Origin of the sequence: Tautonia plasticadhaerens, assembly GCF_007752535.1 — a bacterium.
In the GTDB taxonomy this organism is placed as follows: Bacteria; Planctomycetota; Planctomycetia; order Isosphaerales; family Isosphaeraceae; genus Tautonia; species Tautonia plasticadhaerens.
Window position 1 is genome coordinate 420,448 of sequence record NZ_CP036426.1, and the last position, 24,255, is coordinate 444,702.

Genomic DNA, 24,255 nt, shown 5'->3' on the forward strand with positions numbered 1-24,255 from the left:
GATCCCCGGCCCCACGGCGGCCAGCTTGAACCGGACGATCAGCGTCCGGAGGCCGGGGTGATGCGGTAGAGGTGGACCCCATAGCCCTCGAACCGGTCCTGCCAGGAGCCGCCCGGGGCCTCGATCGTGCGATCCTCGCCGAGGACCTCGACCAGGGCGTCACCCAGGTCGGGGATGCGGTAGGTGGCCGTCGTCTCGCCGTCCCGCATGGCGACGGAGAGGACGTAGGTGACGCCGTCGAGCCGACGGACCGCCGAGTCGACCGGGACCCCCTCGTCCGAGGATTCGACCCGGGCCAGGTCGGGGCGGTCGGGGGAGCGGAGCACCGGGGCCAACTCCTGGATCCGCCGGTTGATCGAGGCGACCTCCCGGGCGATGGCGGGCTCGGCGAGCAGGCCGGCCTCGATGAACCGGGGCTCGAACTGGTGGCAGAAGTAGATGAGCCCGTCGGCGCCGTGGATCAGGGCCATCCAGGCCTCGGCCCGGACGTCGAGCGGGTCGGGGGTGTGGTCGGGGTTGCTGATCCGGGTCGTCTCGATGCAGCACCAGACGGGCTTCTCGTCCCGGGTCCAGGAGACGAGGCGGTCGACGCCCCGGGGGACGTACCAGAGGTTGCCGGCGACGGCCTCGCGGTCGTGGCAGGCGGGGTAGATGTCGAAGGAGGCGATGTCGCACCCTTCGAGGTACTCCGGGTAGTCCTCCGGGTGGTTGGTGCGGACCCCCCGGCCGACCCAGCCGTCCCAGGCGACCCCCTGGCCGAGGTTCAGGAGGACGGGCCGCGTCGGGTCGGCTTGCTTCATGGCCCGGTAGTCCTCGACGATCGACGCGGGGGGGACCGGGGGGCCGTAGCCCTCGCCGTCGGGCAGGGACTGGGCGTTGTCCGGCTCGTCGTCGTGCATCCAGGCCGTGATCGTCGGGCGGTCCTTGAAGCGGAGCGAGCGTTCCGACTGGCCGACGATCGCCTTCATGCCGGCCTCGTCGAGTTTGTCCAGCTGCTCCTCGGTCGGCCCCCGATAGAGGGCGACATAGGTGTTGATGCCGATCTCCCGGTAGCGTCCCGCGTTGTCGGGGGACTGGAGCCAGACGGCGATCGGGAAGGGCTCCTCGGCCCGGGAAGCGGTCGTCGCCGACGGCAGGAGGAGGAGGGCGAGGGCGAGGGCTCGTCGGGTCATGGTCGGTGGCTCGGGGGGGGAGGTGGGGAGCCCCGGCCGATCGTCGGGCGGGAGGCCGACCAGCCGAGCAGGCCCAGGGAGGCCACCAGGCCGATCGCCGAGCCGATGAGGCCGAGGCGGAAGGAATCGGGCTCGTACGTGTAGACGAGCTCGTGGGTCCCGGATCCGACGGCGGCGCCGCGCATCATGTGGTTGGTGCGGATGATCGGGGCGGGTTCGCCATCGATGGTCAGCCGCCAGCCGGGGTAGTAGGTGTCGGCCAGCACGACCACGCCCGGGCGGTCCAGCGAAGCCCGCAGCGCGACGCGGTGCGGCCGGTGATCCACCACCTCGACGCGCTCCGAGGCCGACGGCGGGCCGCCGGGGACGAATCCCCGGAGGATGTCCGGGGCTTCGGGGTCGACCTCGGCCCAGGCGATCCGGGTGAGGTCATAGGCGTTCAGCTTCGGGTCCTCCCAGAACAGGTCGCCCGGGCCGGGGTAGAGCAGCTCGATCGTCCGGCCCACCCGGTCCTCCCGGTCCAGGCCCTCGATCGGCTCGACCGGCCGGACCTCGTGGACGACCCAGGCCCGGGGGAAGGCGTCCTCGTTGCGGAGGATCTGGAAGTCCTCCTCCAGGATGAGCCGCTGCCGCCCCTCGTCGCTCATCGAATCCAGGGCGTCGGGATCGGGGTAAATTGGCGTGGTGTCGGGCAGGAACGAGGCGTAGCCCCGAAACTCGTCCTCCCAGTCGGGATACCGGGGCACGACGAAGTATCGGGAATTCCAGAGGTCGAACCCGCGTCGGGGGAAGATGACGGCGTCCATGCCCGGCTCCGCGTAGGGGAGCACCCGGGCGGCCTCGGCCCTCAGCCGGCGCTGGAAGGGGGCGAAGAAGAACATGATGTCATAGAGCTCGGCCGTCCCCTCGGTGTGCGTGTACTCGACGCCCGAGAGCAGCCCGTACTTCGGCTGGATCGTGGCCCGCTCCCACCGGATCAGCTCGTCGACGCGGTCGGGGTCGCGTTCGAGGCGCCAGGAGGGCGGGGTCCAGGTGGGCATCCGGTGGATCCGGTAGGGGCCGTCGGCGGGGTCCTCGGCCTCGGCCTCGGCGATCAGCTCCAGGGCCCTCGGCGTCTCGCCCTCGTCGAGCAGGCGCTGGGGGACGGTGAGGATGAACCGGCCGTTGGCGACGGCGAGGTCGGCCGTCAGCAGGACCAGCGCGGCACAGGAGGCCAGCCCCGGCCGCCTCGGCGTCAGGCGGGCGAGGACGATCATCGCGGCCATGATCGCGGCGGCGTGGAGCAGGGCCCGGGTGGTCTCGAACCGGGCGCCTTCGACGTGGATCGGGCCGAAGGTCCCCCCCTGCCGGGTCATCGGGCTGGACCGGACGAAGGCGTCGAACCGCCCCGAGTTGGCCGCCAGCAGGGCGACGGAGACCAGGGTGATCGCCAGGATCGCCCCGGCCGTGACCGTCGCCGGGCGTGCCCGCCCGGCGGCGAGGCGGTCCCAGCCGAAGCCGGCCAGCCCGGCGATGCCGAGCGCGGCGAAGGTCATGAACTTGGCCGGGTAGCGGAACGAGCCGAAGCCCGGCAAGCCCGCCGAGAGCAGCCAGTAGAGGCCGCCGTCGCCGTCCCGGAGCTCCCCGTCGAGCCGGACCGGGCCGGTCATCGACGGGTCGTGCGGCCCGAGGGTCTCGGCCAGCTCGGGGACGAACCGGGCGTACCAGAGCGGGCTGGAGTACATCCCCAGCCCCGCCAGCACGCCGATCAGCGCCACCGCCGCCAGCAGCCCCCGGCCCGGCGGCCCCCCCCGGAGGCCGAAGCCGGCGATCGCCAGCACGATCACCGGGCCCCCCAGGTACAGCGAGGGCACCCAGACCTTCTGCGACCCGTACGGCGGCAGGGTGTAGAGCCAGGTCGACTCGACCCCGAAGCTCACACCGAAGACGTTCGGCCAGAGCAACTCCAGCAGGCGATACGGCTCGACGCTGAAGGCGTAGATCTCGTGCGAGCCCTCCTGCGCCGCCCGGCTCGACAGGCCGTTGAACTCGACCGACGGCAGCAGCTGGGCCGCCGAGAGCAGACCGGCCACGACGGCCGAGCCGATCAGCGGGGCCAGCGTCCCCATCCGCGCCCGGCCCCGGGGCGAGTGCCGCCAGGCCACCGCCACCAGCACGGCGAGGACCGCCCAGGCGGCGAGCAAGGCCTTGGAGGCATACGGCGTCCAGGGGAAGACGGGCATCGGCCGGGTCTGGGTGGGCTCCGGTCGGAGGCCCGGCAGCCAGGCCCCGGCGGCGATCGTCAGGCCGACCCAGGCGGCCAGGCCGAGCACGATCACGGTGGTGACCAGCAGCGGTCGCCTCCTGCTCGGCGTCCCCACCCTCTCCCGATCGCCGGCGATCGCCACGGCGTATCCGGCGGCGATCAGGCCGACGACATACGTGGCCTGGGGATCCCCGCCCAGGATCTGCATCGCCAGCACGGCGGCCAGCTCGACAATCGCCCGACGCCGCCTCAGCCGCACCAGCCGGTCGACGGCCAGCAGGCCCAGGGGCATCCAGGCCGCACCGACGAGGAAGATGATGTTGCAGTACTGGAACAGGACCGGCACGCCGAAGCCGTAGCCGAGCGCGGCGATCATCGCCCCGGCCCGGCTCACCCGCCAGTGCCGCATCAGGGCGAACATCGCCCCGACCGCCAGCAGGACGTGGGCCACGATGTAGAGGCGGGCCCCCCAGGCGTAGGGGACCCCGGCGTAGAGGAGCTTCCCGGGGTAGAGGGCCGCCGAGGTCGGCTGGCCCAGCAGTGGCATCCCGCCGTTCTCCCAGGGGTTCCAGAGCGGCACCCGGCCGGCGGCCCACTCGTCCTGGACGACCTTGTAGAGCGGGTAATAGAAGTGGCCGGCGTCCCGGAAGGCGAATTGCTCCCCCCGGAAGAGGGCCGTCCCGAAGCAGTGCAGGAACAGGGCCGCCAGGCATCCCAGCCCGAGCGCCGTCGCGAGCAATCGGCGAGACTTCATGAATACCGCGAGCACCCCGCGGGCCGATCGCCTCGGGTTGGGTCCCCTCGCCTCCGGCGCGACGTGGTGCGGGGATCAAGGCGGCGACGACGGGCCAGCGGACCCCATTCTCGCCGGTTTTGCCGGGAGGGGCAAATTCCCTGGCCGGATTCCCGGGGCCGGGGCCGGAACGATCCCCCGGCCGGGCCGTTCGTCAGTCCCCGGGGGTGCGTTCTTCGACGGCCGGGAAGTGCTCGGGGTCGGTCCGGGGGTTGAGGTCCCGGTCGCCGATGCGGTCGTCCGAGGCCCGGGTCCTGCCTTCGGGCGTCGGAGGGAGGCCGGCACTTCGGCCGCATCCGAGGGCGGCCAGGGCGATCAAGGTCGAGGCGATCAGCAGTCGGGCCATGGTGCGTTCCCCCGGGTCGTTGGAGCCGGTCGATTGGGTCGGTCGGGGACCGTCGAACTGGCGGCCCGACGGCGATCGGGCCTCAGGCCATCGGGCCTCAAGGGCTTGCAAACGGGAGGCCCGCCCGGTCCGTTTCCGGATCGGACCGCGCTCGTGGTATGCTGGGCCTCGGCCGAGGCCCGCCGAATGTCCCCCGCCGGAGCTGACGATGAAGACGACCCCCCGGGCCGGGATGACCGGAGAGGAGCGGATCACCGTCGACGAGTCGAACCGGATCGTCTTCGCCGACGACCGGATGCCCCCCGTGCTGGCCACCCCCTGGCTGGTCGCCTACCTGGAGTACGCCGCCCGGGGGGCGATCGCCCCCTGCCTGGAGGAGCACGAGCGCTCCGTCGGCACGTTCATCGAGGTCGAGCACCTCGCCCCGGCGCCCGAGGGGGCGGAGGTCTCCTGCCGGGCCCGGGTGATCCTCGTCGACGGCCCGGTGGTGACCTTCCAGGTCGAGGCGAGGGACGCGGTCGAGGTCCTGGCCAAGGGGATCCACCGCCGGAGGGTGATCGACGTGGACCGCTTCGCCCGCCGGCTGGCCCGGAAGCGGGCGAGGCTCGCCGGCGGCTGAACCCGACGTGAGGGCTCGCCGCGGTCTGGCTCGCCGCATACAAGAATGGCGAGCGGGAGCCACGCCGCCCAGGCGCGCCCGTGACGACGAAGGCGAGTCCATCCCGTGATGAGGCCCAACCGCATCGCCCCGGGGCCGGGGCAGGAGTCCGTCTGGGACTACCCCAGGCCCCCTCGGATCGAGCCGTCCACCCGACGGATCCGCGTGGTCTTCAACGGCGAGGTCATCGCCGAGACGACCCGGGCCCTCCGGATCCTGGAGACGAGCCACCCGCCGGTCTTCGCCGTCCCCCCGGAGGACGTCCGGGCGGAATTCCTCCGGGGCTCTCGACGGACCACCGGCTGCGAGTGGAAGGGCCGGGCCCGTTATCACAGCATCGAAGTCGGCGGGCGTCGCGCCGAGGACGCCGCCTGGAGCTACCCGGAGCCGGTCCGGGCCTTCGAGCCGATCCGGGACTACCTCTGCTTCTACCCGGAGCGGGTCGGTGCCTGCTTCGTCGACGAGGAGGTGGTGACCCCCCAGGAGGGCGGCTTCTACGGCGGCTGGATCACCGGGGAGCTGGTCGGCCCGTTCAAGGGGGCGTCGGGCACCTGGGGCTGGTGATCCGGGCCGCGTCGGGTCCGGGAGGCGCCGGTCGTCCGGCCCGGTGCGGCCGGGGCGGAGCGTCCCGGCCTCGATCCCTGGCGGCGATCGGCCCGATGATTGCAGTGGGGACCGACCCGGACGATCCCGCTTCCCGAGCCGAGGGACGAGGCGATGGACCACCCCCGACCCCCCCGACCGGACCCGCCCGGCCGTCCACGATCCGACGCCTCCCACTCGACCGGTTGCCGCCCCGCCTGCCCGGCCTGCGGCGGCTCACTGGTGGAGGTGAAGGCGAAGCTCGTGTGCTCCCGGTGCCGGACGATCATCGAGACCTGCTGCGAGGGCGGACCCGGCTGACCGGGACAAGCGACCGGCCCTCCAATCCCGGAGTCCTCGAGGTTTTCCGGGAATCTCGGGTGATGTGCGGCGAATAGGTCTCGATTGCGGATCTGCCGCCGACGCGAGGACTTGACCGAGGGCCCGAGCATGCTCGCCATCCCGTTCTCCTGCACCGACTGGTCGTCGTTCCACGAGATCCGGGGCCTGATCCGGCTGGAGGACGAGGCCCTCGTCCTGGAATACCGGATCTCGCACTGGGGATGCTTCCCCAAGGCGAAGGTGAGGGAGTCGCACGTCCCGAGGGAGCTGATCGTCGGGGCGGGCTTCAAGCGGGGGTGGTTGGGCAGCGTCCTGACGATCCAGACCGGATCGCTGAGGGCCTGGGAGGACTTCCCTGGCGCCGTCGACGGCCGGGCCCGGCTCTCGATCGGCCGGGAGGACCGGGAGTTGGCCCGGGAGCTGGCGGCGCTGGTCTGCCCGGGCAAGACGGCCCATCCGGTCGACGAGTTCGCCTGAGCCGCCCGGATCCGATCGGTGCCGGCTGGGCCGGGGGGGCGGCTCGTCCTACACTTGGCAGGGACGGGCCAGGCGGCCCTCGATCGCTCGCCCAGCCAGGGAGGCATCCGCCGTGATCGGTCGGCATCAGGCACACGTCGCGGTCGCGTCGCTGAACCAGACGGTCGGCGACTGGGAGGGGAACGACCGCCGGATCCGGGAGGTCGTCGCGGCGGCCCGGGACGAGGGGGTCCGACTGCTCTGCCTGCCGGAGATGTGCATCCCCGGCTACAGCCTGGGAGACCGCCTCCAGCGCTCCGGGACGATGGAGCGTTCCTGGGGCCGCCTCGTCGCCCTCGCCGACGCGACCGGCGGGATCGCCGTCGCCGTCGGCCTGCCGGTGCTGTTCGAGGGGGTCATCTACAACGCGATGGCCATGCTGGCCGACGGCAAGCTCATCGGCCTCGCCGCCAAGGAGAACCTGGCGACCGGCGACGTGGAGTACGAGAACCGCTACTTCAACCCCTGGCCCCACGGCCGGAGGGTCGAGCTGCGGGGCCCCGACGGCACCGTCGCCCCCCTGGGCACCCAGATGTTCGACCTGCCCGGCCTGGGGGTCGCCGCCTTCGAGATCTGCGAGGACGCCTGGCGGGGGATCCGCCCCGGCTCGTTGTACGCCCTGGCCGGGGCCGAGATCCTGCTGAACCCGTCGGCCTCCTGGTTCAGCATCGGCAAGCACCGGATGAGGCGTCGGCTGGTCCGCCAGATCAGCCTGGAGGACCACTGCGTCTACCTCTATGCCTCGCTGCTGGGGTGCGACGCGACCCGGTTGATCTACGACGGCAGCCTGTTCGTCGCCAACAACGGCCGGATCGAGGCGGAAGGGCGCCGGTTCGTCTTCGACCGGGAATGGGAGCTGGTGCACCGGGTCGTCGACCTCGGGGAGATCCGCCACGTCCGCATGGAAGAGGGCTCCTGGCGGGGACAGCTGGCCCGTAATTACGGCGGGGAGTTCGGCGAGGTGCCGCCGACGGTCCGCCTGGAGGGGGCCTTCGGCACCGACCAGGCCGCCCCCCCTCCCCCGCCCTACTACCTCCCCCCCGAGCCGGAGCACCCGGACCCCTCGATCCGGTACCTGGAGGACTCGGTCTTCTCCGGCCGACCGATCGGCGAGTCGGACCTGAACCACCTGGAGTTGGAGCTGGCCCTGAGCCTGGCGATGCGGGACTACGTGGCCAAGACGGGCGTCCCCTCGTGCTGCCTGGCCCTCTCGGGAGGCCGGGACAGCGCGATGGTCGCCCTGCTCGTCAACCGGATGTACCGCTATAGCAACCCGGGGATGTCCGTCGAGGAGGTCCGGGACCTCGTCTCCCGGAAGTTCCTCTGCGCCTACCTCGCCACCGAGAACTCCGGGGAGGCCACCCGGGCCGCCGCCCGGGCCGTGGCCGGGGAGGTCGGCGCGAGGTACTTCGAGGGGGGGATCCAGGAGGCGCTCGACTCCTGCGAGGAGACGGTCTCCCGGCTCACCGGCGAGCCCCTCTCCTGGGACAACCCGAGGCACGACCTGACCTTGCAGAACATCCAGGCCCGCCTGCGGGGCACCCTGATCTGGACCGTCGCCAACCTGCACGGGTCGCTGCTGCTGGTCACCAGCAACAAGAGCGAGGCGGCCGTCGGCTACACGACCATGGACGGCGACAGCTCCGGGGGCCTGGCGCCCATCGCCGACGTGCCCAAGAGCCTGGTGAAGCTGTATCTCTCCTGGGCGACCGGGTTCCACGGCCTCAAGGGCTTCGAGCTGATCAACGTCATGGAGGCCACCGCCGAGCTGCGGCCCCCCGGCCAGTCGCAGACCGACGAGGCCGACCTGATGCCCTTCCCCGTGCTCGACCAGCTCATGTACGCCTTCGTCCAGCTCGCGCTGGACCCGGTCGAGATCTTCCGCCGCCTCTGGCCGGCGCTGCGGGACCACTACGGCGGGGATGCCCGCGCCTTCGCCGCCCACGTCCGCAAGTTCGTCCGCCTGTTCTGCATCGCCCAGTGGAAGCGGGAGCGGTTCGCCATCAGCTTCCGGGTGACCGCCTTCGACCTCGACCCCAAGACCGGCTTCCGCTTCCCCCCCGTCCAGGCCCCGTTCACCGAGGAACTCGACGAGCTCGACCGCTTCGTCGACCGCCTGGGTCCCGGGGCGGGCGTCTGACGCCCCCCCGGCGACCGGCCCGACACGAGGCGGATCGGCCATCGTTTCCTTGCGTCGGGCGAAACAATGCTATATAAAGTGGAGTCGAGCGAATTCTGGCGTGATAGGCGTTGATTGCCTATTCGGGTCCCCGGCCCTGCTGGCCGGGGAGTCCGAGGAGCATCCTGGTGATGCAAGCTGATTCGGGCGGATCGGAATCTGATCCGCGGGGGCCGGGGGAATGGTGTGGGCCCCGGGCGATCGTCGGCGTGGGGGTGCCGGCGGCGTCGGGGAGCGCTGCGCTGGGGACGCTGCTCGGGGTCCTGGGCCCTGGAGTAGGCCTGGCCTATTTGATCGTCCGGGCCGCGGAGGCCGGGGCCGACCCCGCGGATCCCGGCCCGGGGGGGGCCGCCGGGGGGATCCGGTCGGTCCGGGCGGTCGACGGGCAGCAGATCGAGCCGGGGGTGGCGTACGAGGCCCCGGCCGGCTGCCTGGTGGGGGTCGAGGGGGGGAGGCTCCGGGTGGGCCCGCCGGGGGGAGGGCGTCGGCCGATCGACCACCTGTTCCGGTCGCTGGCCCGAGACGGCTCGACGCCCCCGATCGGCATCCTGCTCCCGGCGGATGGGCCCGACGGGGCCGCCGGGCTGATGGAGATCCGGGCCGCCGGCGGCCTGGCGGTGGTGCTGGATCCGGGGGGGGTCTGCGCCCCGGCGGCCCCCGGGTGCTCCGAGACGGTGGGCGCGGCGGGCCTGGGGCTGACGATCGGCCGCATCCCGGGGGCGATCGCCGAGTTCTGTCGCAGGCGACCGGCGGTCGCCTGCCGGGTGTCGCCGGACGACCCGCCTCGGGCGTCGAGGCCGCCCTCGGCATCGGCCCGGGGGGGCGTCGGCCGGCCGTCGTGCCCCGCCCCGTCGCCGGCCGACCGGGCGAGGGAGGCGCTGGCGGAGGCCATGCTCCCGGCCTCGGTGGTCGTCGACGGCGACGACCGGGCGCTGTACCTGCACGGCGACCTCTCGCCGTACCTGGACCTGCCACGGGGGGAGCCGAGGCCCGACGTGCTGCGGATGCTCCGCCCGGCCCTGGCAGCCCGGGTCCGGGCGGCGGTCCATTCGAGCAGGAGCGAGGGCGGTCCGGTGGTCGTCGAGGCCCGGGCGGGCCGCGAGCCCGGCGAGGGCGACCGGATCCGGGTCGCCGTCCGGCCGTTGCCCGGGGACCGACTCGGCCCCGGCGCCCTGGCGATCGGCTTCGAGCAGATCCCGCCGGGACGGCCGATCCCGACCGACGGCGGGGACGAGGGCCGGGATGCCGGGGGGCTCCGGATGCTGGGGTCGGCTCACGAGGCCCTCGAGGACCTGTCCTCCGGGGCCGAGCTGGCGGCCGTCTTCCTCGACGACGGGCTCCGGGTGCATCGGGCCACGCCGGAGGCGGCCCGGCTGCTGCAACTCCCCCCCGGGCCGGGCGCCCCGTCGCTCGCCGAGGCGGGGGGCGAGCTGGTCGACCCGGGCCTGCTCGAGCAGGCCCGCATGGTGCTGAATGACCTCTCCCCCCGGGAGTCGGAGCTGAGGACCCGCGATGGCCGCTGGTACGTCCGGCGGGCCCGGCCCTCCGTGACGGCCGGCCGCCGGGTCGAGGGGGTGGTGATCACCTTTGAGGACGTGACCGACCTGAAGGCGGCCATCGATCGGTCCCGGCTCCGGGAGCGGCAGCAGGCGGCCTTCGCCCGCCTGGGGTTCCAGGCGCTGTCGGTCCCCGACCTGGACGAACTGCTCCACCATGCCGTCCGGCAGGTCGCCGCGGTGCTCGACGCGGATCTCGCCGAGATCCTGGAGGTGCGGCCCGAGGGGGACCTGTTGCTGAGGGCCGGCGTGGGCTGGTCGCCGGGCCTGGCGGGCTCAGCCCGGGTGCCCGGCGGGGCCGACTCCCAGGCCGGATACACCCTGGGCGAGACCGAGCCGGTGATCGTCGAGGACCTGGCCCGGGATCGCCGTTTCCGCGACCCCGGGCCGCCGGGGGGGCACAGCGTGGTCAGCGGGATCGGTTGCTCGATCCGCGTCGGGGGCCTGCCCTTCGGCGTCCTCTCGGCGCGCACGACCCGGCCCCGGGCCTTCACGGGGGACGACGCGAACTTCCTCAAGGCGGTGGCCAACCTGATCGCCGACGCCGTGGCCCGGTGCCGGGCCGAGCAGGACCTCCGGCGCGGCGAGGAGCAACTCCGCCTCGCCCTGACCGAGTCCCCGCTGCCGACGATCATGGCGGCCGAGGACGGGGAGATCCTGCTGGTCAACCACGCCTTCCGGAGGATCACGGGGTACGAGGCCGACGAGCTGCCCGACCTGGCCACCTGGACCGCCCTGGCCTACGGCGATCGCGCCGCCGAGGTCCGCTCGGGGATCGACGCCCTGTTCGACCGGGCCGGCTACGTCCACGACGGCGAGTTCGTCATCCGGTCCAGGGGGGGAGGGCGGCGGATCTGGGACTTCCACACCACCGTGCTGGGCCACCTGAGGGACGGCCGCCGGGCGTTCATCAGCATGGCCCTGGACGTGACCGACCGCAAGCGATCGGAGCGGGAGCTGGGCGAGCGCCAGGCCCAGCTCCGGATGGCGACCGACGCGGCCGGCATCGGCATCTGGTCGCTCGACTACGCCACCGGCCGCTACGACCTGGCCGGGCATGCCGGGGCGATCTACGGGGTCGAGCCGGGCCAGGACCTCACCCAGGGACAGCTCCACTCGTGGATCCACCCGGACGACCTGCCGGCGGTGAAGGCCGCGGTGGCGGCCCGGGACGACCCGCTCGGCGACGGTCGGTTCGAGGTCGAGCACCGCCTGACCCCGCCCGGCGCCGCCGAGCGCTGGGTCTCCGTCCGGGGCCAGGTCGCCTTCGAGGAACGGGACGGCCGACGGGCCCCGGTCCGGGCCGCGGGCACGGCGATCGACGTCACCTCCAGGAAGGCCGCCGAGCTGAAGGTCCGGGAGGTCCGCCGGCTGCTCCAGGCGTTCCTCGACGCCTCGCCGGACTTCATCTACGGCAAGGGGGTCGACGGGCGGTACGTCCTGGCCAACCAGGGGTACCTCGACCTGCTGGGCGTGACCGCCGAGGAGCTGCTCGGCGCCGAGGACCCGGCCCGGTTCGAGACCGAGGAGGCCCGGCTGCTGCTGGCCGACGACCGCCGGGTCGCCCAGGACGGCCGGCCGATCCAGTCGGAGCAGTCGCTGGAGGTCTCCGGCCGCCGCCGGGATTTCCTGATCACCCGGTTCCCCATGCGTGAGGAGGACGGCCCCATCGAGGCGGTCTGCGGCATCGCCACCGACATCACCCGGCAGAAGCGGGCCGAGCGCTCGCTGGTGGAGGCCGACCGCCGCAAGACCCAGTACCTCGCCACGCTCGCCCACGAGCTGCGCAACCCCCTGGCCGCCGCCGCCGCGGCCGTCCCCCTGCTGGTCGACCCGGGGGACGAGCGGGAGCGGGCCGAGGCGGCCGAGATCCTCGACCGGCAGATCCGCCACCTCGTCCGGATGATCGAGGACCTGCTGGACGTCTCCCGGCTCTCCCGGGGGAAGGTCCGGCTCCGCCGGGACCGGGTCCGGCTGGAAGAGGCCGCCCGGCGCGCCTGCCGGGACGCCGGCAACCTGATCGCGGCCCGTCGCCACGAACTGGTCGAGCGGATGCCAGCCGGGCCGGTCTGGGTCGAGGCCGACTCGACCCGACTGTCGCAGGTGTTCGTCAACTTGCTGAGCAACGCCGCCAGGTATACCGAGCCGGGGGGGCGGATCGAGCTGGAGGTGTCCCGACACGGGGACGAGGCCGTGGCCGTGGTCCGGGACGACGGCAAGGGGATCGAGCCGGGCCTCCTGGAATCGATCTTCGAGCCGTTCTCCCAGCTCGACGCCGGGCACGAGGAGCCCAACGGCGGCCTCGGCATCGGCCTGACCCTGGTACGGGAACTCGTCCGGTTGCACGGCGGCACCGTCCGGGCCGAGAGCGAAGGGCCGGGCCGGGGCAGCCGGTTCGTCGTCCGTCTGCCCGTCGCCCCTCCCCCGGGGGAGGGACCCGAGCCCTCCCCCGCCTCCGCCTCCGCCTCCGCCTCCGCCTCCGCCTCCGCCTCCGCCCCCGGGCCCGGGGCCCGCTCGGGCCGCCGGGTGCTGCTGGTCGACGACAACCGGGATCTCGCCCGGATCCTGGCGATCCAGCTCGCCGCGGCCGGCCACCAGGTCCGGACGGCCGGCGACGGCGAGGAGGCGCTGGCCCTGGCCGCCGGCTCGCCGCCGGAGGTCGCCCTGCTGGACATCGGCCTGCCCGGCCGGGACGGCGTGGCCGTGGGACGGGCCCTCCGGGAACTGCCGGGGCTGGATCGGGTCCGCCTGGTCGCCATGTCCGGCTACGGACAGCCGAGCGACCTCGACCGCACCCGGGCCGCCGGTTTCGAGCGGCACCTGGTCAAGCCCGTCGACCTCGACGAGTTGATCCGGATCCTCGACGCCGAGCCCGTGCCGCCGGCCCCGACCGCCTCGCCCCCCGAGCGGGGCGACCCGGGGGGCCTCGCCGACGGGGGGCCCGACCCCCCCCGCGTGCTGATCATCGACGACCAGCGCCCCTTCACCTACCTGGCCCGCCGGGTCATCGCCCGCCAGGGCTTCGTGGTGGCGACGGCCGATTCGGCCCCCTCCGGGATCGACCTGGCCCGCCGGTTCCGCCCCTCGCTCGTGCTCTGCGACCTGATGCTCGGCCCCGACGGCGACGGCTTCGACGTCGCCCGGGCCCTCCGGTCCGACCCCGCCACCCGCCTGGCCACCTTGATCGCCGTCTCCGGCAGCACCTCGCCGGACCAGCAGGCCCAGGCCGAGAAGGCCGGCTTCGACCTCTTCCTGACCAAGCCGGTCGACCTGGGGGACCTCCCATCTCTCCTCTCCCGGGCCTACCGGGGTTGACCCGAGCCCTCGGGATTATGTTGGTCGTTCGCCCATGTGCTGAGACGAACCCGAATGCGTGCCCTCCAGCCCTGTCCGGGCCCGATGCGTCGAGGGGAAACCGACCGGGCCCGGTCGAGTCCCGAATGGTCCGGGAGAAGGACGGCTGGACGCCCGAACGACTCGTCGACGCCATCACGTGGCACGCCTCGGGGCGGCAACGTGCCGTGGCGGCCGATCGGGCACGGGCCGGACCACGCCGCCCCCCGGTCCGACCGCCTCGGCGCCGAGCCTCCGGCACCACGGCGGTGCGAACCCGTGCCCCGACGATCAGGGCCGGATGAGCTCGCGATAGCCGTTCTTGACGTCGCCGAGCTCGCCGTAGCAGAACAGACCGGACGTGTCGATCGACATGCCATCGAGGACGATGCTCGCGTCCACCTCGGCCTGGCGGAACCGCCCGTGGAAATCGGAGCGATACTTGTAAACGCCGTCGTCGAACGAGTAGCTGGACCTGGTGCGGATGACATTGCCGATCCCCGTCAGCACGGCGCTCACATCGGCGGTCGCCTCGCGGGCCGTGTCTTCGAGGTAGTTGTAGCAGAAGACGGTGAATCCCTCGGCGCCGAGTTCGGCCGAGCTCAGCCGGTCGATGGAGCACTCCGAGATGGGGCCGGAGCCGTAGCACTCCTCCTGAGTTTCGAAATCGTAGTAATAGAGGGAGACGTACCCGGACTCGCCTTCCTGCGCCGGTTCCCCTGGAAGCTTGATCTTCCCGCGATCGCAGTAGGCATACAGGGAGAGGTAGCCGGTGTCGGTGAAGCCGTCGCAGAAGAGATAGTCCGTGTCGCCCTGGAAGCGGTAGCTGTACGTCGTGGCCTGGGCATCGGCCGTCTCGGCCGGGACGACATTGATCAGGATCACGGCGAGTGCAGAAGCAGAGAGGTGACGCAGCGTCATTGGAGTCTCCTCTGGAGAAGCGGCGGGGCCGCTGGCCCCGCGGCAGGCAGAGAATCGCACAGACTCGTCCGTGATGGGAATTCCTGACGACGATCCCGGGCCGGATTGGCCCGTTGACCCACGACGGGGACGGACCACGATCGCCGCGATCGACGATCGCGTGACCTCGCGGATCTCCGCGCTCCGAAGCACCCGGAGACGGCTCCATCCGCCCCCCATCACTCACCGGGGTCCTAAGTACGCATCGACCCGCCCCGGTGCCTGACGAAGGGCTGTGACATCGTTTCGTCAGATCGTCAATTGCGAGACTATGACAAGGCAGAGGTCCCATTTCAAGAGGATACTTATAATTTTATTTTGCTTATTATGGGGCGATCATTTTCCTTCTTATGCCTGACTCGGTGGCCATGGTCCGTACGACGGTGGGGCGTGCACAAAAGTATGTGGGTGTCAATCTTGGCGTTGCTTCCGGGGGGCCGTCGGCGACTCGGGCGAGGGAGCTCGAGACGACCAGCTCCCCCGGCGATCCTGGCGGGTTTGGGGCCAATCGCCGCTTCTCGCAAAGGTGGGTCGATCGCGTTCTCGACTCCGATCCGGCCCTCGGGTCGGATGAGATGAGGGCGCCTGGCCCGGTCAGGCCGCGGCCTCTCCCATGCCCTCGGGAGGGTCCTCGCCGCTCTTGAGGGCCTCCCACTCCTCCAGGGAGTAGAGCACCTCCCGGGCTGCGCCGGACTTGTACTCGCCGACGATGCCGTCCTCGGCCATGAAGTCGATGAGCCGGGCGGCCCGGCCGTAGCCGATGCCCAGGGCCCGCTGCAACAGCGAGCAGCTGCCCCGCTGCTCGCGGACGATCACGTCGATGGCCGCCTCGTACAGCTCGTCGCGGTCCTTCAGGTCGGAGCCGTCCTTGCCCGCGCCGCCGCCGCTGCGGAGCTTCATCAGCTCCTTGCTGAACTCCTGGGGATACTGGCTGAGGTGGCCGCAGATGCGCTCGACCTCGGCGTCCGACACGTACGTGCCCTGAGCCCGGACCAGGTGCGAGGTGCCGGGGATGAGGAAGAGCATGTCGCCGTTGCCGAGCAGCTTCTCGGCCCCCATCTCGTCGAGCACCACGCGGCTGTCGCCCCGGCTGGAGACCTGGAAGGCGATCCGGGCGGGGAGGTTCCCCTTGATCAGGCCGGTGATGACGTCGACCGTGGGCTTCTGGGTGGCGACGATCAGGTGCATGCCCACCGCCCGGGCCTTCTGGGCGAGGCGGACGATGTGGGCCTCGACCTCCTTGGCGGCGGTCATCATCATGTCGCTCATCTCGTCGACGACGATGACGATGTGGGGCATGTAGGTGGGGATCCGCTGGAGTTCCTCCTCGTCTTCGGGCTGGAGGCGGGCGTAGATCTCGTCCTCGCCGAGCTGGTTGTAGATGTGCAGGCTCCGCACGCCGGCCCGGGCGAGGTAGGTGTAGCGCTCGTCCATCTTCTCGCAGGCCCAGGCGAGGAGGGACTCGGCCTTCTTCATGTCGGTGACGACCGGGTGCATCAGGTGGGGCACTTGCTTGTACTGGGACAGCTCCACCATCTTCGGGTCGATGAGGATCAGCTTGCACTCCTCGGGCCTGCGGGTCATGAGGATCGAGGTGATCATCGCGTTCAGGCAGACCGACTTGCCGGTGCCCGTCCGGCCGGCGATGAGCAGGTGCGGCATCTCGGCCAGGTCGAATGCCAGGGGGACGCCCTTGACGTCCTTGCCGAGGAACAGCGGGATGTGGGCCTTGGCCAGGCTCCGGCCGGCGCCGACGCCCTCGATCACCTCGCGCAGGCGGACCATCGACCGCCGCTCGTTGGGCACCTCGATGCCCACGGTCGTCTTGCCCGGGATCGGGGCGACGATCCGGACGCTCGGCACGGCCAGGGCGATCGCCAGGTCGTTGGCCAGGCCGACGATCTTGGAGACCCGCAGGCCCGCCTCCAGCTCGATCTCGAACTGGGTGATCACCGGGCCGGTGTCGATCTGGACGACCCGGACCTGGCAGCCGTGCTCCAGCAGGGTCTTCTCCAGCATCATGGCGCGGGCCTGGATCGACGCCTCGCGCTCGTGGACCGGGATGGCGGAGGTCGGCTCCAGCAACTCCATCGGCGGCGAGTGGTAGCCGGAGAGGGACCGGGACGGGGCGATCGAGGGCCGGACGGCGGGGGTGTTCGGCGTGGGGACGACGGCGTTCGCCTCCCCCCGGGTCGGGGGGGGGGCGAACGCCGTCGGGCCGGATGCGGCGGCCCCGGCCGAGGCCGTCGGGGGCAGGTCGGCTCCTCGGGGCCGGGCCATCGCCGGCACCGAGGCGCCGGGCCGGGGGACGACCCCGGCGGCCGACTGCCCCGGGGAGGCCGGACGCCGTCGTGGGGTCCAGATCAGGTCGTGGCAGAGCGTCAGCCCGATCATCCCCGCCGAGCCGAGCAGCAGGACCATGCCGATCGGCCCGAACTGGCCCCGCAGCCCCCCCGCGATCAGGGCCCCGGCATAGCCCCCCGAGCCGACCGGCGGCGACCCGGGGAGGTCCGGCCGCACCGCCTGGGCCGTCGCCGAGCAGACCCCGATCAGCAAGGCCAGCCCGACCAGCCGGGCCGCCGGGTCGGCGATCGGCCGGGACCGCAGGGCCCGGGCCGTGACGATCAGCCAGGCGGCGAGGATCAGGCAGGCGCCCCAGCCGAACCCGCTGAAGAGGACGTGGGCGAGCCAGGCGCCGGACGGGCCGCAGGGGTTGGAGAGGGTCTCCCCCCGGTTCGGCGGCCAGGCGGCCGAGCCGGGGGCATCCGCCGGGTCGTAGCCCAGCAGGCTCAGCGCCAGGAACAGGCCGCCGACGAGCAGGGCGAGGCCCCGTCCGTTGCGCCACAGCCGCTGACGATCCAGCATCGACATCCCCCGGGCCCGCCGACGATTCGGCCCGGGATCATCCGTCCAGCAGGCTCGCCGGCCCCGCCCCTCGCGGGCGGGCCGGCGAGCCCGGGGAGCGATCCCGGGCCCGATCCGTTAGGCGATCATCGGCAGGACCGGCCGCGGGTCTTTGGCCCTCGGCGAGCCCCCCGGGGGAGGGGGGGCCTAGTCTTCCGGCTGGGTAAGATCGACGGTGTCGCCGTCCATCGGGCCGCCCATGTCCTCGGCCTCCTCGCGGGTCCGGACGTTCCCGGCCAGGTCGAGGAAGATCTTGTCCTGCATGATCTCCTGGATCACGATCGCCATCTTGTCCGGCGAACGCATGTCCACCAGCGGGCGGGCCCCCTGGTTCAGGGCGATCATCCGCTTCTGGATGAGCGTCGAGAGCTTGAAGCGGCCGCCGACCCGGTTAACGATCTCTTCTTCCTTCAGTTCCTCATGCATCGCGATCGGCCCCCTTGCAGCCGGCCCCGACCAGCAGCGCGACCATCTCGGAGACGGCGCGGTCGAGGTCGTCGTTGACGATGGTGTGGGTATACAGGTGGATCGATTCCAGCTCGCGACGGGCGTTGTCCAGCCGGCGTCGGACGACGGCCTCGGGCTCGGTGCCCCGGCCCCGGAGGCGGGCCTCCAGCACGTCGAGGCTGGGGACGGTGACGAAGATGGTGTCGGCCGTCGGCACGGCCCGGGTCACCTGCGCGGCCCCCTGCACGTCGATCTCCAGGACGACGCACTCGCCCGCCTCGAGCGACCGGATCACCGGGGCGATCGGCGTCCCGTAGAGGTTGCCGTGCACCTCGGCCCATTCCAGGAATTGGCCGCGATCCCGGGCGGCCTCGAACTGGCCTCGGCTGACGAACTCGTAGTGGAGCCCTCCCTCCTCCCCCTGGCGTGGGGGCCGGCTGGTCGCCGAGACGGAGAGGCGGGCCGAGACCGTCGGGTCGTCCAGGGCCCGGCGCAGGATCGTGCTCTTGCCGCATCCGGACGGGCCGGAGACGACGACGAGGCGGCCGGGCAGTCGGGTCCAGTCGTGGGTCATGGTGGGAGGGCGGTGGGCGGGGAGATGGCGGGGGCGGGATCGCGGGAGACGGGCGGGCGGGATGCTCATTCGACGTTCTGGATCAGCTCCCGGATCTTCTCGAGGGCCCCCTTCATCTCGACGACGGCCCGGCTGATCTCGACGTCGTTGGCCTTCGAGCCGATGGTGTTGGTCTCCCGGCCCATCTCCTGGACGACGAACTCCAGCTTGCGGCCGGGGGCGTCGTCGGAGGTGACGACGGCGTCGAATTGCTGGAGGTGGGCCCGAAGCCGGGTGATCTCCTCGGCGATGTCGGAGCGCTCGGCGAAGATGGCCACCTCCCGGATCAGGTGCTCCGGCTCGATGGCGATGCCCCGCTCCTGCACCAGGGCCGAGACGCGATCGGCCAGACGGTCCCGGTAGGAGGAGACGACGTTCGGGACCCGGGCGGCGACCCGCTCCAGGTGCCCGGCGATCTCCGAGGCCAACGACCTGAGCTCCTGCTCCATCGCCCGGCCCTCCTCCTGCCGGCTCCGCTGGAGCTGGTCCAACGCCTCGACCACGATCGGCTCGATCGCCGGCCATTCGGCGTGGGGGTCGTCCAGGGTGGCCCGGGTCGACTCGACGACGCCGGGCAGCGAGAGTAGGGCCGAGAGGAAGTCGGGCGGCTCCTGGGCGTGGCCGATGAAGGCGAGCAGCTGGGCGCGGTATCCCTCCAGGGCGGCGAGGTTGAGCCGGTAGTCCTCGGGGCGACGCAGCGCCTCGACCCGGAGGCTGAGCTGGACGGTGCCCCGCTTGAGCCGGTGCCGCACCAGCCGCTCGATCTCCGGCTCTAGGGCCCCGAACGGGTCGCTGACCCGGGTCGAGAGCTTCAGGTGGCGGCCGTTGACGCTCCGGGCCTCGACGACGACCGTACGCGCCTCGTCCTGCCGTCGGGCCTCGCCGAAACCGGTCATGCTGAGCAGCACGGCGAGCCCTCCAGGGGCGGGGGGACGAGGGGATCCAGTGGCGGTCGGTCGCGGGGGGGGCCGGGGATCATTCGGGGGCCGGCTCCGGGGCCGGCACTTCTACGTTCAGGTCGGCGTCGTCGGCGTTGGGGGGCTGGCCGCCGTCCAGGGCCGGGGGCAGGTCGGCGGGGGCCTCGGGGGAGTCGAGGTCGGACCCGGCGTCCTCGCCGCCCAGGTCGGGGGGCACGCCGAGTCGACCGGCCCCGAGACCGGAGTCGGAGTCGGGGGCGGTCGCGTCTCCGGCCCCGCCGATCCCCTCGGGCAGGAACTCGCCGCCGACGGGCCCCTGCTGGGCGTCCCGGGCCCGGGTGTTGGCGTTGACGACCAGCCCCATGTTCAGGGCGATCCAGACCGAGGCGGTGACGATGGTGATCCGGGTGAACACGTCGCCGGCCCGGGTGCCGAAGGCGCTGGAGCCCCCCACGCCGCCGAAGGCGCCGGCCAGGCCGCCTCCCCTCCCCCGCTGGATCAGCACCAGGCAGATCATGAAGGCCGACACCAGGCCGACCAGGATGTAGGTGATCGCCGGCGGCAGGACGTAGCCGAGGATCGTGCAGACGACCAGCGCGATCAGGCTGCTGATCACATAGGGCATGATTTCCACGGTCGGGAACCTCTCGGGCGATTGGGGGACACGAGGTGCGGGCAGTCGGGCGGGCGGCGGCCGGCCGGTCGAGCCGGGCTCAGCCCTTGCCGGCCCGGGTGACGGCCCGGGCGGCCTCGATGATGCCGAGGAAGCCGGGGGCCTTGAGGCTGGCACCGCCGACCAGGGCGCCGTCGATGTCGGGCCGGGCCAGCAGATCGGCGGCGTTGTCGGCCTTGACGCTCCCCCCGTACTGGATGACGACCCGGGCGGCGATCGCTTCCGAGAATTTCTCGGCCAGGCGGCCCCGGATGAAGGCGTGGACCTCCTGGGCCTGCTCGGGGGTGGCGGTCCGGCCGGTGCCAATGGCCCAGACGGGCTCATACGCCAGGACGACGCCGGCCATCGGCTCGGCCTCCAGGCCGTCGAGCGAGCCGTCGAGCTGGGAGGCGACGACGGCCTCGGTGCGGCCCTGCTCGCGTTCCTCCAGGGTCTCGCCGATGCAGAGGATCGGGATGAGCCCGGCCTTCAGCGCGGCGTGCAGCTTCCGGTTGATGAACGCGTCGGTCTCCCCCAGGCCGTGTCGCCGCTCGCTGTGGCCGAGGATGACGTGGGTGCAGCCGACGTCGACGAGCATCGCGGCCGACAACTCGCCGGTGTAGGCCCCCGAGGGCTCCGGGTGCATGTTCTGGGCGCCGACGCCGATCGGGGAGTTCGAGAGTGCAGAGTCGAGCCGGTGCAAGTACACCGAGGGCGGGCAGAGGGCCACCCGGACGGCGTGGTCCTGGCCGACCCCGGCCTTGACGGCCTCGGCCAGCGCGACGGCGTCGGCCTCGGTGTTCGGGTTCATCTTCCAGTTGCCGGCGATGAACAGCGGTCGCATCAGGCGGGTCCCGGGCAAGCAGGGTGATCGGGTCGGGTTCGGGGCAGTGTCGGTTCGTCGATCGGGGTCGCTTCAATCCGCCTCGGCGAGGGACAGAGGTTGGATGCCGGATGAGGGATCTGGATGCCGGGCGAGGAGGAGCGGGGTCGACGGCCGATCGGGAGAAGCCCCGGGGGACGGCGGTGTTCCTGGCCCGGCCCCGATTCCGTCATCCGCCGGAGCCGGGCATCCCCGGTCCGTCCTCCGGCCTCGAACGTCCGCGAGCCGCCGCCGGGGGCCGATCGGCGCCCGGCGGGGTGGGGCCGGGCTGGGCCGAAGGGCCCCGGGCCGGTCGGTTCAGACGGCGACCCCTTCGCAGGAGTCGATCGTGCGGCCGAGCACCTCGGCGAGCCGCCGGAGGTCGTCGACGAGGGCGGCGAAGGGCTCGGGCAGCAGGGCCTGGGGGCCGTCGGAGAGGGCCTGCTCGGGACAGGTGTGCACCTCGACGTGGACCCCGTCGGCCCCGGCGGCGATCGAGGCCCGGGCCATCGCCGGGATCAGGTCCGGCCGTCCGGTCGCGTGACTCGGGTCGGCGATGATCGGCAGGTGGCTCTGCCCCTGGGCGTTCGGGATCGCCGAGAGGTCCATCATGTTGCGGGTCGAGTCCTCGAAGCTGCGGACCCCCCGCTCGCAGAGGATGACCTTGTGGTTGCCCTGGGAGAGGATGTACTCGGCCGACATGAGCAGGTCCTTGACCGTGGCACTCATGCCCCGCTTCAACATGACGAGCTTGTCGGTGCGGCCGATCTCCTTGAGAAGGTCGAAGTTCTGCATGTTGCGGGCGCCGATCTGGAGGATGTCGGCGTACCGGCAGACCAGGTCGATCTGGCGAGGATCCATGACCTCGGTGACCGTGGGCATGGCGAAGCGGTCGCCGGCGGCCTTGAGGATCTTCAAGCCCTCCTCGCCGAGCCCCTGGAAGCTGTAGGGGCTGGTCCGGGGCTTGAAGGCGCCTCCCCGGAGGACGTTGGCCCCGGCGGCCCGGACGGCCTCGGCGATCTCGAAGAAGATCTCCTCCCCCTCGATCGCGCAGGGGCCGGCGATCACGGCCAGGTGGCCGCCGCCGATGCGGATCCCCTTGACCTCGAAGACCGAGGGGTCGGGCCGGAATTCCTTGCTGGCGAGCTTGAACGGCTTGAGCACGGGGATGACCTGCTCGACGCCGCTGATGGCTTGCAACGGGGTCGCCTGCAGCTTCCGCTCGTCGCCGATCACCCCGATGATCGTCCGGGAGACCCCCTGGCTCAGGTGGGGGGTGAAGCCCAGCTCCTCGATCCGCTCCAGGACGTGCTGGATCTGCTCCGGGGACGGCTGCGGCTTCAGGACGATGATCATCGGCCTCGGATCTCCGGCTCGGTCGACGTCGGTGCGGGGTCGTGTCGGCGGTCGAGGGCGGGGGCCGGGACTGAGGATTGGATTGTCGTCGGATCGCGTCGCGTCTCGGCGCACCGTCCCCGGGCCTGGCGTGCAAACCGCACAGTGTAGCGGACGGGGCCCCGAGGCGGAAGGGGAATCCCGGTTGCGACGACCGTGCGGCCGGTGCGGGCGCGGCTCGGTGCGCCGCTGGTGCGCCCTTCGGTTCGGCCGATTTCTGTTCCGGGAGCAAGGGTTGCGTCGATCGGAATGGCTTCGCTCCGCGCACCGTCGCGCCCGACGCTCGGTCTGCCCCTCCCCTCGTCCGGTCGGGGTGCCCTCGCCGTTCCCACCCGTCTCGTGCGCGACCGATTGCGGCCGATCGGCGCTCCGAGGGCTTCCCGGATCGTTGCGGCCTTGGAGACGAGGGATGCGGAGGGGGCGGCCGGTCGGACTCGGGGCGAACGCCGGGCGGTGCGCCAATCCCGATCAAGCTTGTCGCTGGATAAATCCCTCTGGTGATTTGAGTTGCGTCGTGAGTGCTCGGCTCGTTTCGGGAAACTGGGGGGTGGCGAGGGAGGGGACAGTGGCTGGGTCCGGCGTCTCGGTGGTGATGCCGGGACGGCCCTCGCTTCGAACGCGATGTGCGCGACCGGACGACCGATGATTTGCCGGGCGGTGCGCCGGATCGGGGCAACGTCGATCGTGGAGAAGAGATGAAGGGACATGGGGTTGCGTCGAGGGGGCCGCGTCCGTTTCGGGAGCGAGGTCGGGCCCGGGGAGTTTCCCGATTCGGGGCGTCGGGCCGGCCGGGCGAGGACGGCGCGCAAAGGCCGCCGACTCCGAGAGTATCGGGGTTTGGGGCGATTTTGGTCACACGAAATCGGCGTCGAGTCGGATCAGCGGTCGGGCTTCCGGGCGACCAGCCAGAGGTTGCTGGCGATCAGCTTCAGCGGCCAGAGCCGTTCGAGCGCGGCGTTGAGGCGGTGGAGGGGGCGGTCGAGTCGGCGGAAGGCCCGCTGCACCGGGGGGGGGAAGCCGTAGAGCATGGTCGGCAGGACGAAGGAGTGGCCGGCGTCGACGACCTCGAAGCCGGGCGGGCGGAGCAATTCGGCGGCGGATCGGAGGGAATAGAGGCGGTCGTGGGCGTTGTGGCCGAGCAGGCGCTGGAGGGCCTCGGTGTAGCTCAGGCGGTTGGGCAGGCAGGTGAGGATGAAGGTGCCGCCGGGTCGGAGGATCCGGGAGATCTCGTAGAGGGAGGTGGCGTCGTCGTCGACGTGTTCGAGGACGCCGTTGGAGGTGATGACGTCGAAGTGGCCGTCGGGATAGGGCATGAAGACGGGGTGGTCGAGCGGCTTGTAGTAGAGGCCGCTGAACTCGTGGAAGACGTGGAAGGGCCCGGGCTCGTAGAGGTCGGCGCCGTGGAGTTCCAGGGCGTCACCGAACCGCATCCGGTAGACGCAGGAGTCGAGGGCGTGCTGGCAGCCCCATTCGAAGACCCGGCCCCGGGGGGGCAGCAGGGCGGCGACCTGGTCGAGCACCCGGAGGCGGCGGCGGAGGGCGACGTCGTTCTCGATGTGGGCGGCGGCGTAGTCGAGGTCGGCCCCGTGGACGAGGGCGGCGGAGCCCTCGCGCTTCTGGCGTCCCCAGAGGGCCCGGATGGTCCGGATCTCGGCGTCGTGGTCCCACCCCGGGCGGGGGCGATCGTCGGGCGTCTCGGTCGGGCGGACGGGACGCGCGGGGCGAGGCGGTCGGATCGAGGCCGAGACGTGAGCCATGGTGGCGGGTTCCTTCCCGGGGGGCC

17 protein-coding genes are annotated in these 24,255 nt (G+C 72.2%); 5 read left to right on the plus strand and 12 right to left on the minus strand.

Annotated elements, in window-relative coordinates:
- Nucleotides 1-38: 38 nt before the first annotated feature.
- From ElP_RS01600 to ElP_RS01610, 3 genes are all read right to left on the minus strand, one after another.
- Nucleotides 39-1,172, minus strand: a complete 1,134-nt coding sequence (locus tag ElP_RS01600; protein WP_145266625.1) for a hypothetical protein — start codon at nt 1,170-1,172, stop codon at nt 39-41.
- Complete coding sequence (locus ElP_RS01605) at nt 1,169-4,171, minus strand: hypothetical protein (protein ID WP_197446639.1); 3,003 nt, start codon at nt 4,169-4,171, stop codon at nt 1,169-1,171. The genes ElP_RS01600 and ElP_RS01605 overlap by 4 nt, the downstream gene beginning before the upstream one ends.
- Nucleotides 4,172-4,364: 193 nt before the next feature.
- Nucleotides 4,365-4,556, minus strand: coding sequence for a hypothetical protein (locus ElP_RS01610; protein WP_145266627.1), 192 nt, complete (start codon nt 4,554-4,556; stop codon nt 4,365-4,367).
- A gap of 208 nt (nt 4,557-4,764) precedes the next feature.
- Between ElP_RS01610 and ElP_RS01615 the strand changes: the two genes are divergently transcribed.
- The 5 genes from ElP_RS01615 (at nt 4,765) to ElP_RS01635 (ending at nt 13,704) form a co-directional block, all read left to right on the plus strand.
- Entirely contained in the window at nt 4,765-5,175 is a 411-nt protein-coding gene (locus tag ElP_RS01615) for a thioesterase family protein (RefSeq protein WP_231749394.1), read from the plus strand.
- Between the two features lie 108 nt (nt 5,176-5,283).
- Entirely contained in the window at nt 5,284-5,778 is a 495-nt protein-coding gene (locus tag ElP_RS01620) for a DUF427 domain-containing protein (protein ID WP_145266631.1), read from the plus strand.
- Between the two features lie 468 nt (nt 5,779-6,246).
- Nucleotides 6,247-6,615 (plus strand): hypothetical protein, encoded by a 369-nt coding sequence (locus ElP_RS01625; RefSeq protein ID WP_145266633.1) that lies wholly within the window; start codon nt 6,247-6,249, stop codon nt 6,613-6,615.
- A 112-nt stretch (nt 6,616-6,727) separates the two neighbouring features.
- Entirely contained in the window at nt 6,728-8,794 is a 2,067-nt protein-coding gene (gene nadE, locus ElP_RS01630; RefSeq protein WP_145266635.1) for an NAD(+) synthase, read from the plus strand.
- Nucleotides 8,795-8,964: 170 nt separating this feature from the next.
- Nucleotides 8,965-13,704 (plus strand): PAS domain S-box protein, encoded by a 4,740-nt coding sequence (locus ElP_RS01635; protein WP_145266637.1) that lies wholly within the window; start codon nt 8,965-8,967, stop codon nt 13,702-13,704.
- A gap of 309 nt (nt 13,705-14,013) precedes the next feature.
- On the opposite strand, the gene ElP_RS01640 is transcribed toward ElP_RS01635, so the two are convergent.
- The 9 genes from ElP_RS01640 to ElP_RS01680 form a co-directional block, all read right to left on the minus strand.
- Nucleotides 14,014-14,643 (minus strand): hypothetical protein, encoded by a 630-nt coding sequence (locus ElP_RS01640; RefSeq protein WP_145266639.1) that lies wholly within the window; start codon nt 14,641-14,643, stop codon nt 14,014-14,016.
- A gap of 633 nt (nt 14,644-15,276) precedes the next feature.
- Nucleotides 15,277-17,547, minus strand: coding sequence for a DNA translocase FtsK (locus ElP_RS01645; RefSeq protein WP_145266641.1), 2,271 nt, complete (start codon nt 17,545-17,547; stop codon nt 15,277-15,279).
- A 186-nt stretch (nt 17,548-17,733) separates the two neighbouring features.
- Nucleotides 17,734-18,012 carry a DNA-directed RNA polymerase subunit omega gene (locus ElP_RS01650; RefSeq protein WP_145266643.1) on the minus strand — a complete coding sequence of 93 codons (279 nt, stop codon included), beginning with the start codon at nt 18,010-18,012 and terminating at the stop codon, nt 17,734-17,736.
- A complete protein-coding gene (gene gmk, locus ElP_RS01655) occupies nt 18,005-18,607 on the minus strand; it encodes a guanylate kinase (protein WP_145266645.1) in 603 nt (200 codons plus the stop codon). Before gmk ends, ElP_RS01650 begins: the two co-directional genes overlap by 8 nt.
- A 65-nt stretch (nt 18,608-18,672) precedes the next feature.
- Entirely contained in the window at nt 18,673-19,554 is an 882-nt protein-coding gene (locus tag ElP_RS01660) for a YicC/YloC family endoribonuclease (protein WP_145266647.1), read from the minus strand.
- A 67-nt stretch (nt 19,555-19,621) separates the two neighbouring features.
- Nucleotides 19,622-20,188 carry a preprotein translocase subunit SecG gene (gene secG, locus ElP_RS37510; protein ID WP_197447084.1) on the minus strand — a complete coding sequence of 189 codons (567 nt, stop codon included), beginning with the start codon at nt 20,186-20,188 and terminating at the stop codon, nt 19,622-19,624.
- An 88-nt stretch (nt 20,189-20,276) separates the two neighbouring features.
- The gene (gene tpiA, locus ElP_RS01670; RefSeq protein ID WP_145266649.1) at nt 20,277-21,059 is read right to left on the minus strand and encodes a triose-phosphate isomerase; all 783 of its coding nucleotides are present in this window, start codon (nt 21,057-21,059) and stop codon (nt 20,277-20,279) included.
- 336 nt (nt 21,060-21,395) lie between these two features.
- A complete protein-coding gene (gene aroF, locus ElP_RS01675) occupies nt 21,396-22,433 on the minus strand; it encodes a 3-deoxy-7-phosphoheptulonate synthase (protein ID WP_145266651.1) in 1,038 nt (345 codons plus the stop codon).
- A gap of 917 nt (nt 22,434-23,350) precedes the next feature.
- Nucleotides 23,351-24,229, minus strand: a complete 879-nt coding sequence (locus tag ElP_RS01680) for a class I SAM-dependent methyltransferase (protein ID WP_197446640.1) — start codon at nt 24,227-24,229, stop codon at nt 23,351-23,353.
- Nucleotides 24,230-24,255: the final 26 nt, after the last annotated feature.

What these genes read in the sequence shown, in the direction of transcription:
- ElP_RS01635 (WP_145266637.1), top strand. Translation starts at nt 8,965, where the DNA reads ATGCAAGCTGATTCGGGCGGATCGGAATCTGATCCGCGGGGGCCGGGG.
- ElP_RS01650 (WP_145266643.1), bottom strand. Translation starts at nt 18,012, where the DNA reads ATGCATGAGGAACTGAAGGAAGAAGAGATCGTTAACCGGGTCGGCGGC.
- ElP_RS01640 (WP_145266639.1), bottom strand. Translation starts at nt 14,643, where the DNA reads ATGACGCTGCGTCACCTCTCTGCTTCTGCACTCGCCGTGATCCTGATC.
- ElP_RS01610 (WP_145266627.1), bottom strand. Translation starts at nt 4,556, where the DNA reads ATGGCCCGACTGCTGATCGCCTCGACCTTGATCGCCCTGGCCGCCCTC.
- ElP_RS01600 (WP_145266625.1), bottom strand. Translation starts at nt 1,172, where the DNA reads ATGACCCGACGAGCCCTCGCCCTCGCCCTCCTCCTCCTGCCGTCGGCG.
- ElP_RS01680 (WP_197446640.1), bottom strand. Translation starts at nt 24,229, where the DNA reads ATGGCTCACGTCTCGGCCTCGATCCGACCGCCTCGCCCCGCGCGTCCC.
- tpiA (WP_145266649.1), bottom strand. Translation starts at nt 21,059, where the DNA reads ATGCGACCGCTGTTCATCGCCGGCAACTGGAAGATGAACCCGAACACC.
- gmk (WP_145266645.1), bottom strand. Translation starts at nt 18,607, where the DNA reads ATGACCCACGACTGGACCCGACTGCCCGGCCGCCTCGTCGTCGTCTCC.
- aroF (WP_145266651.1), bottom strand. Translation starts at nt 22,433, where the DNA reads ATGATCATCGTCCTGAAGCCGCAGCCGTCCCCGGAGCAGATCCAGCAC.
- ElP_RS01605 (WP_197446639.1), bottom strand. Translation starts at nt 4,171, where the DNA reads ATGAAGTCTCGCCGATTGCTCGCGACGGCGCTCGGGCTGGGATGCCTG.
- ElP_RS01625 (WP_145266633.1), top strand. Translation starts at nt 6,247, where the DNA reads ATGCTCGCCATCCCGTTCTCCTGCACCGACTGGTCGTCGTTCCACGAG.
- ElP_RS01615 (WP_231749394.1), top strand. Translation starts at nt 4,765, where the DNA reads ATGAAGACGACCCCCCGGGCCGGGATGACCGGAGAGGAGCGGATCACC.
- secG (WP_197447084.1), bottom strand. Translation starts at nt 20,188, where the DNA reads ATGCCCTATGTGATCAGCAGCCTGATCGCGCTGGTCGTCTGCACGATC.
- ElP_RS01645 (WP_145266641.1), bottom strand. Translation starts at nt 17,547, where the DNA reads ATGCTGGATCGTCAGCGGCTGTGGCGCAACGGACGGGGCCTCGCCCTG.
- ElP_RS01620 (WP_145266631.1), top strand. Translation starts at nt 5,284, where the DNA reads ATGAGGCCCAACCGCATCGCCCCGGGGCCGGGGCAGGAGTCCGTCTGG.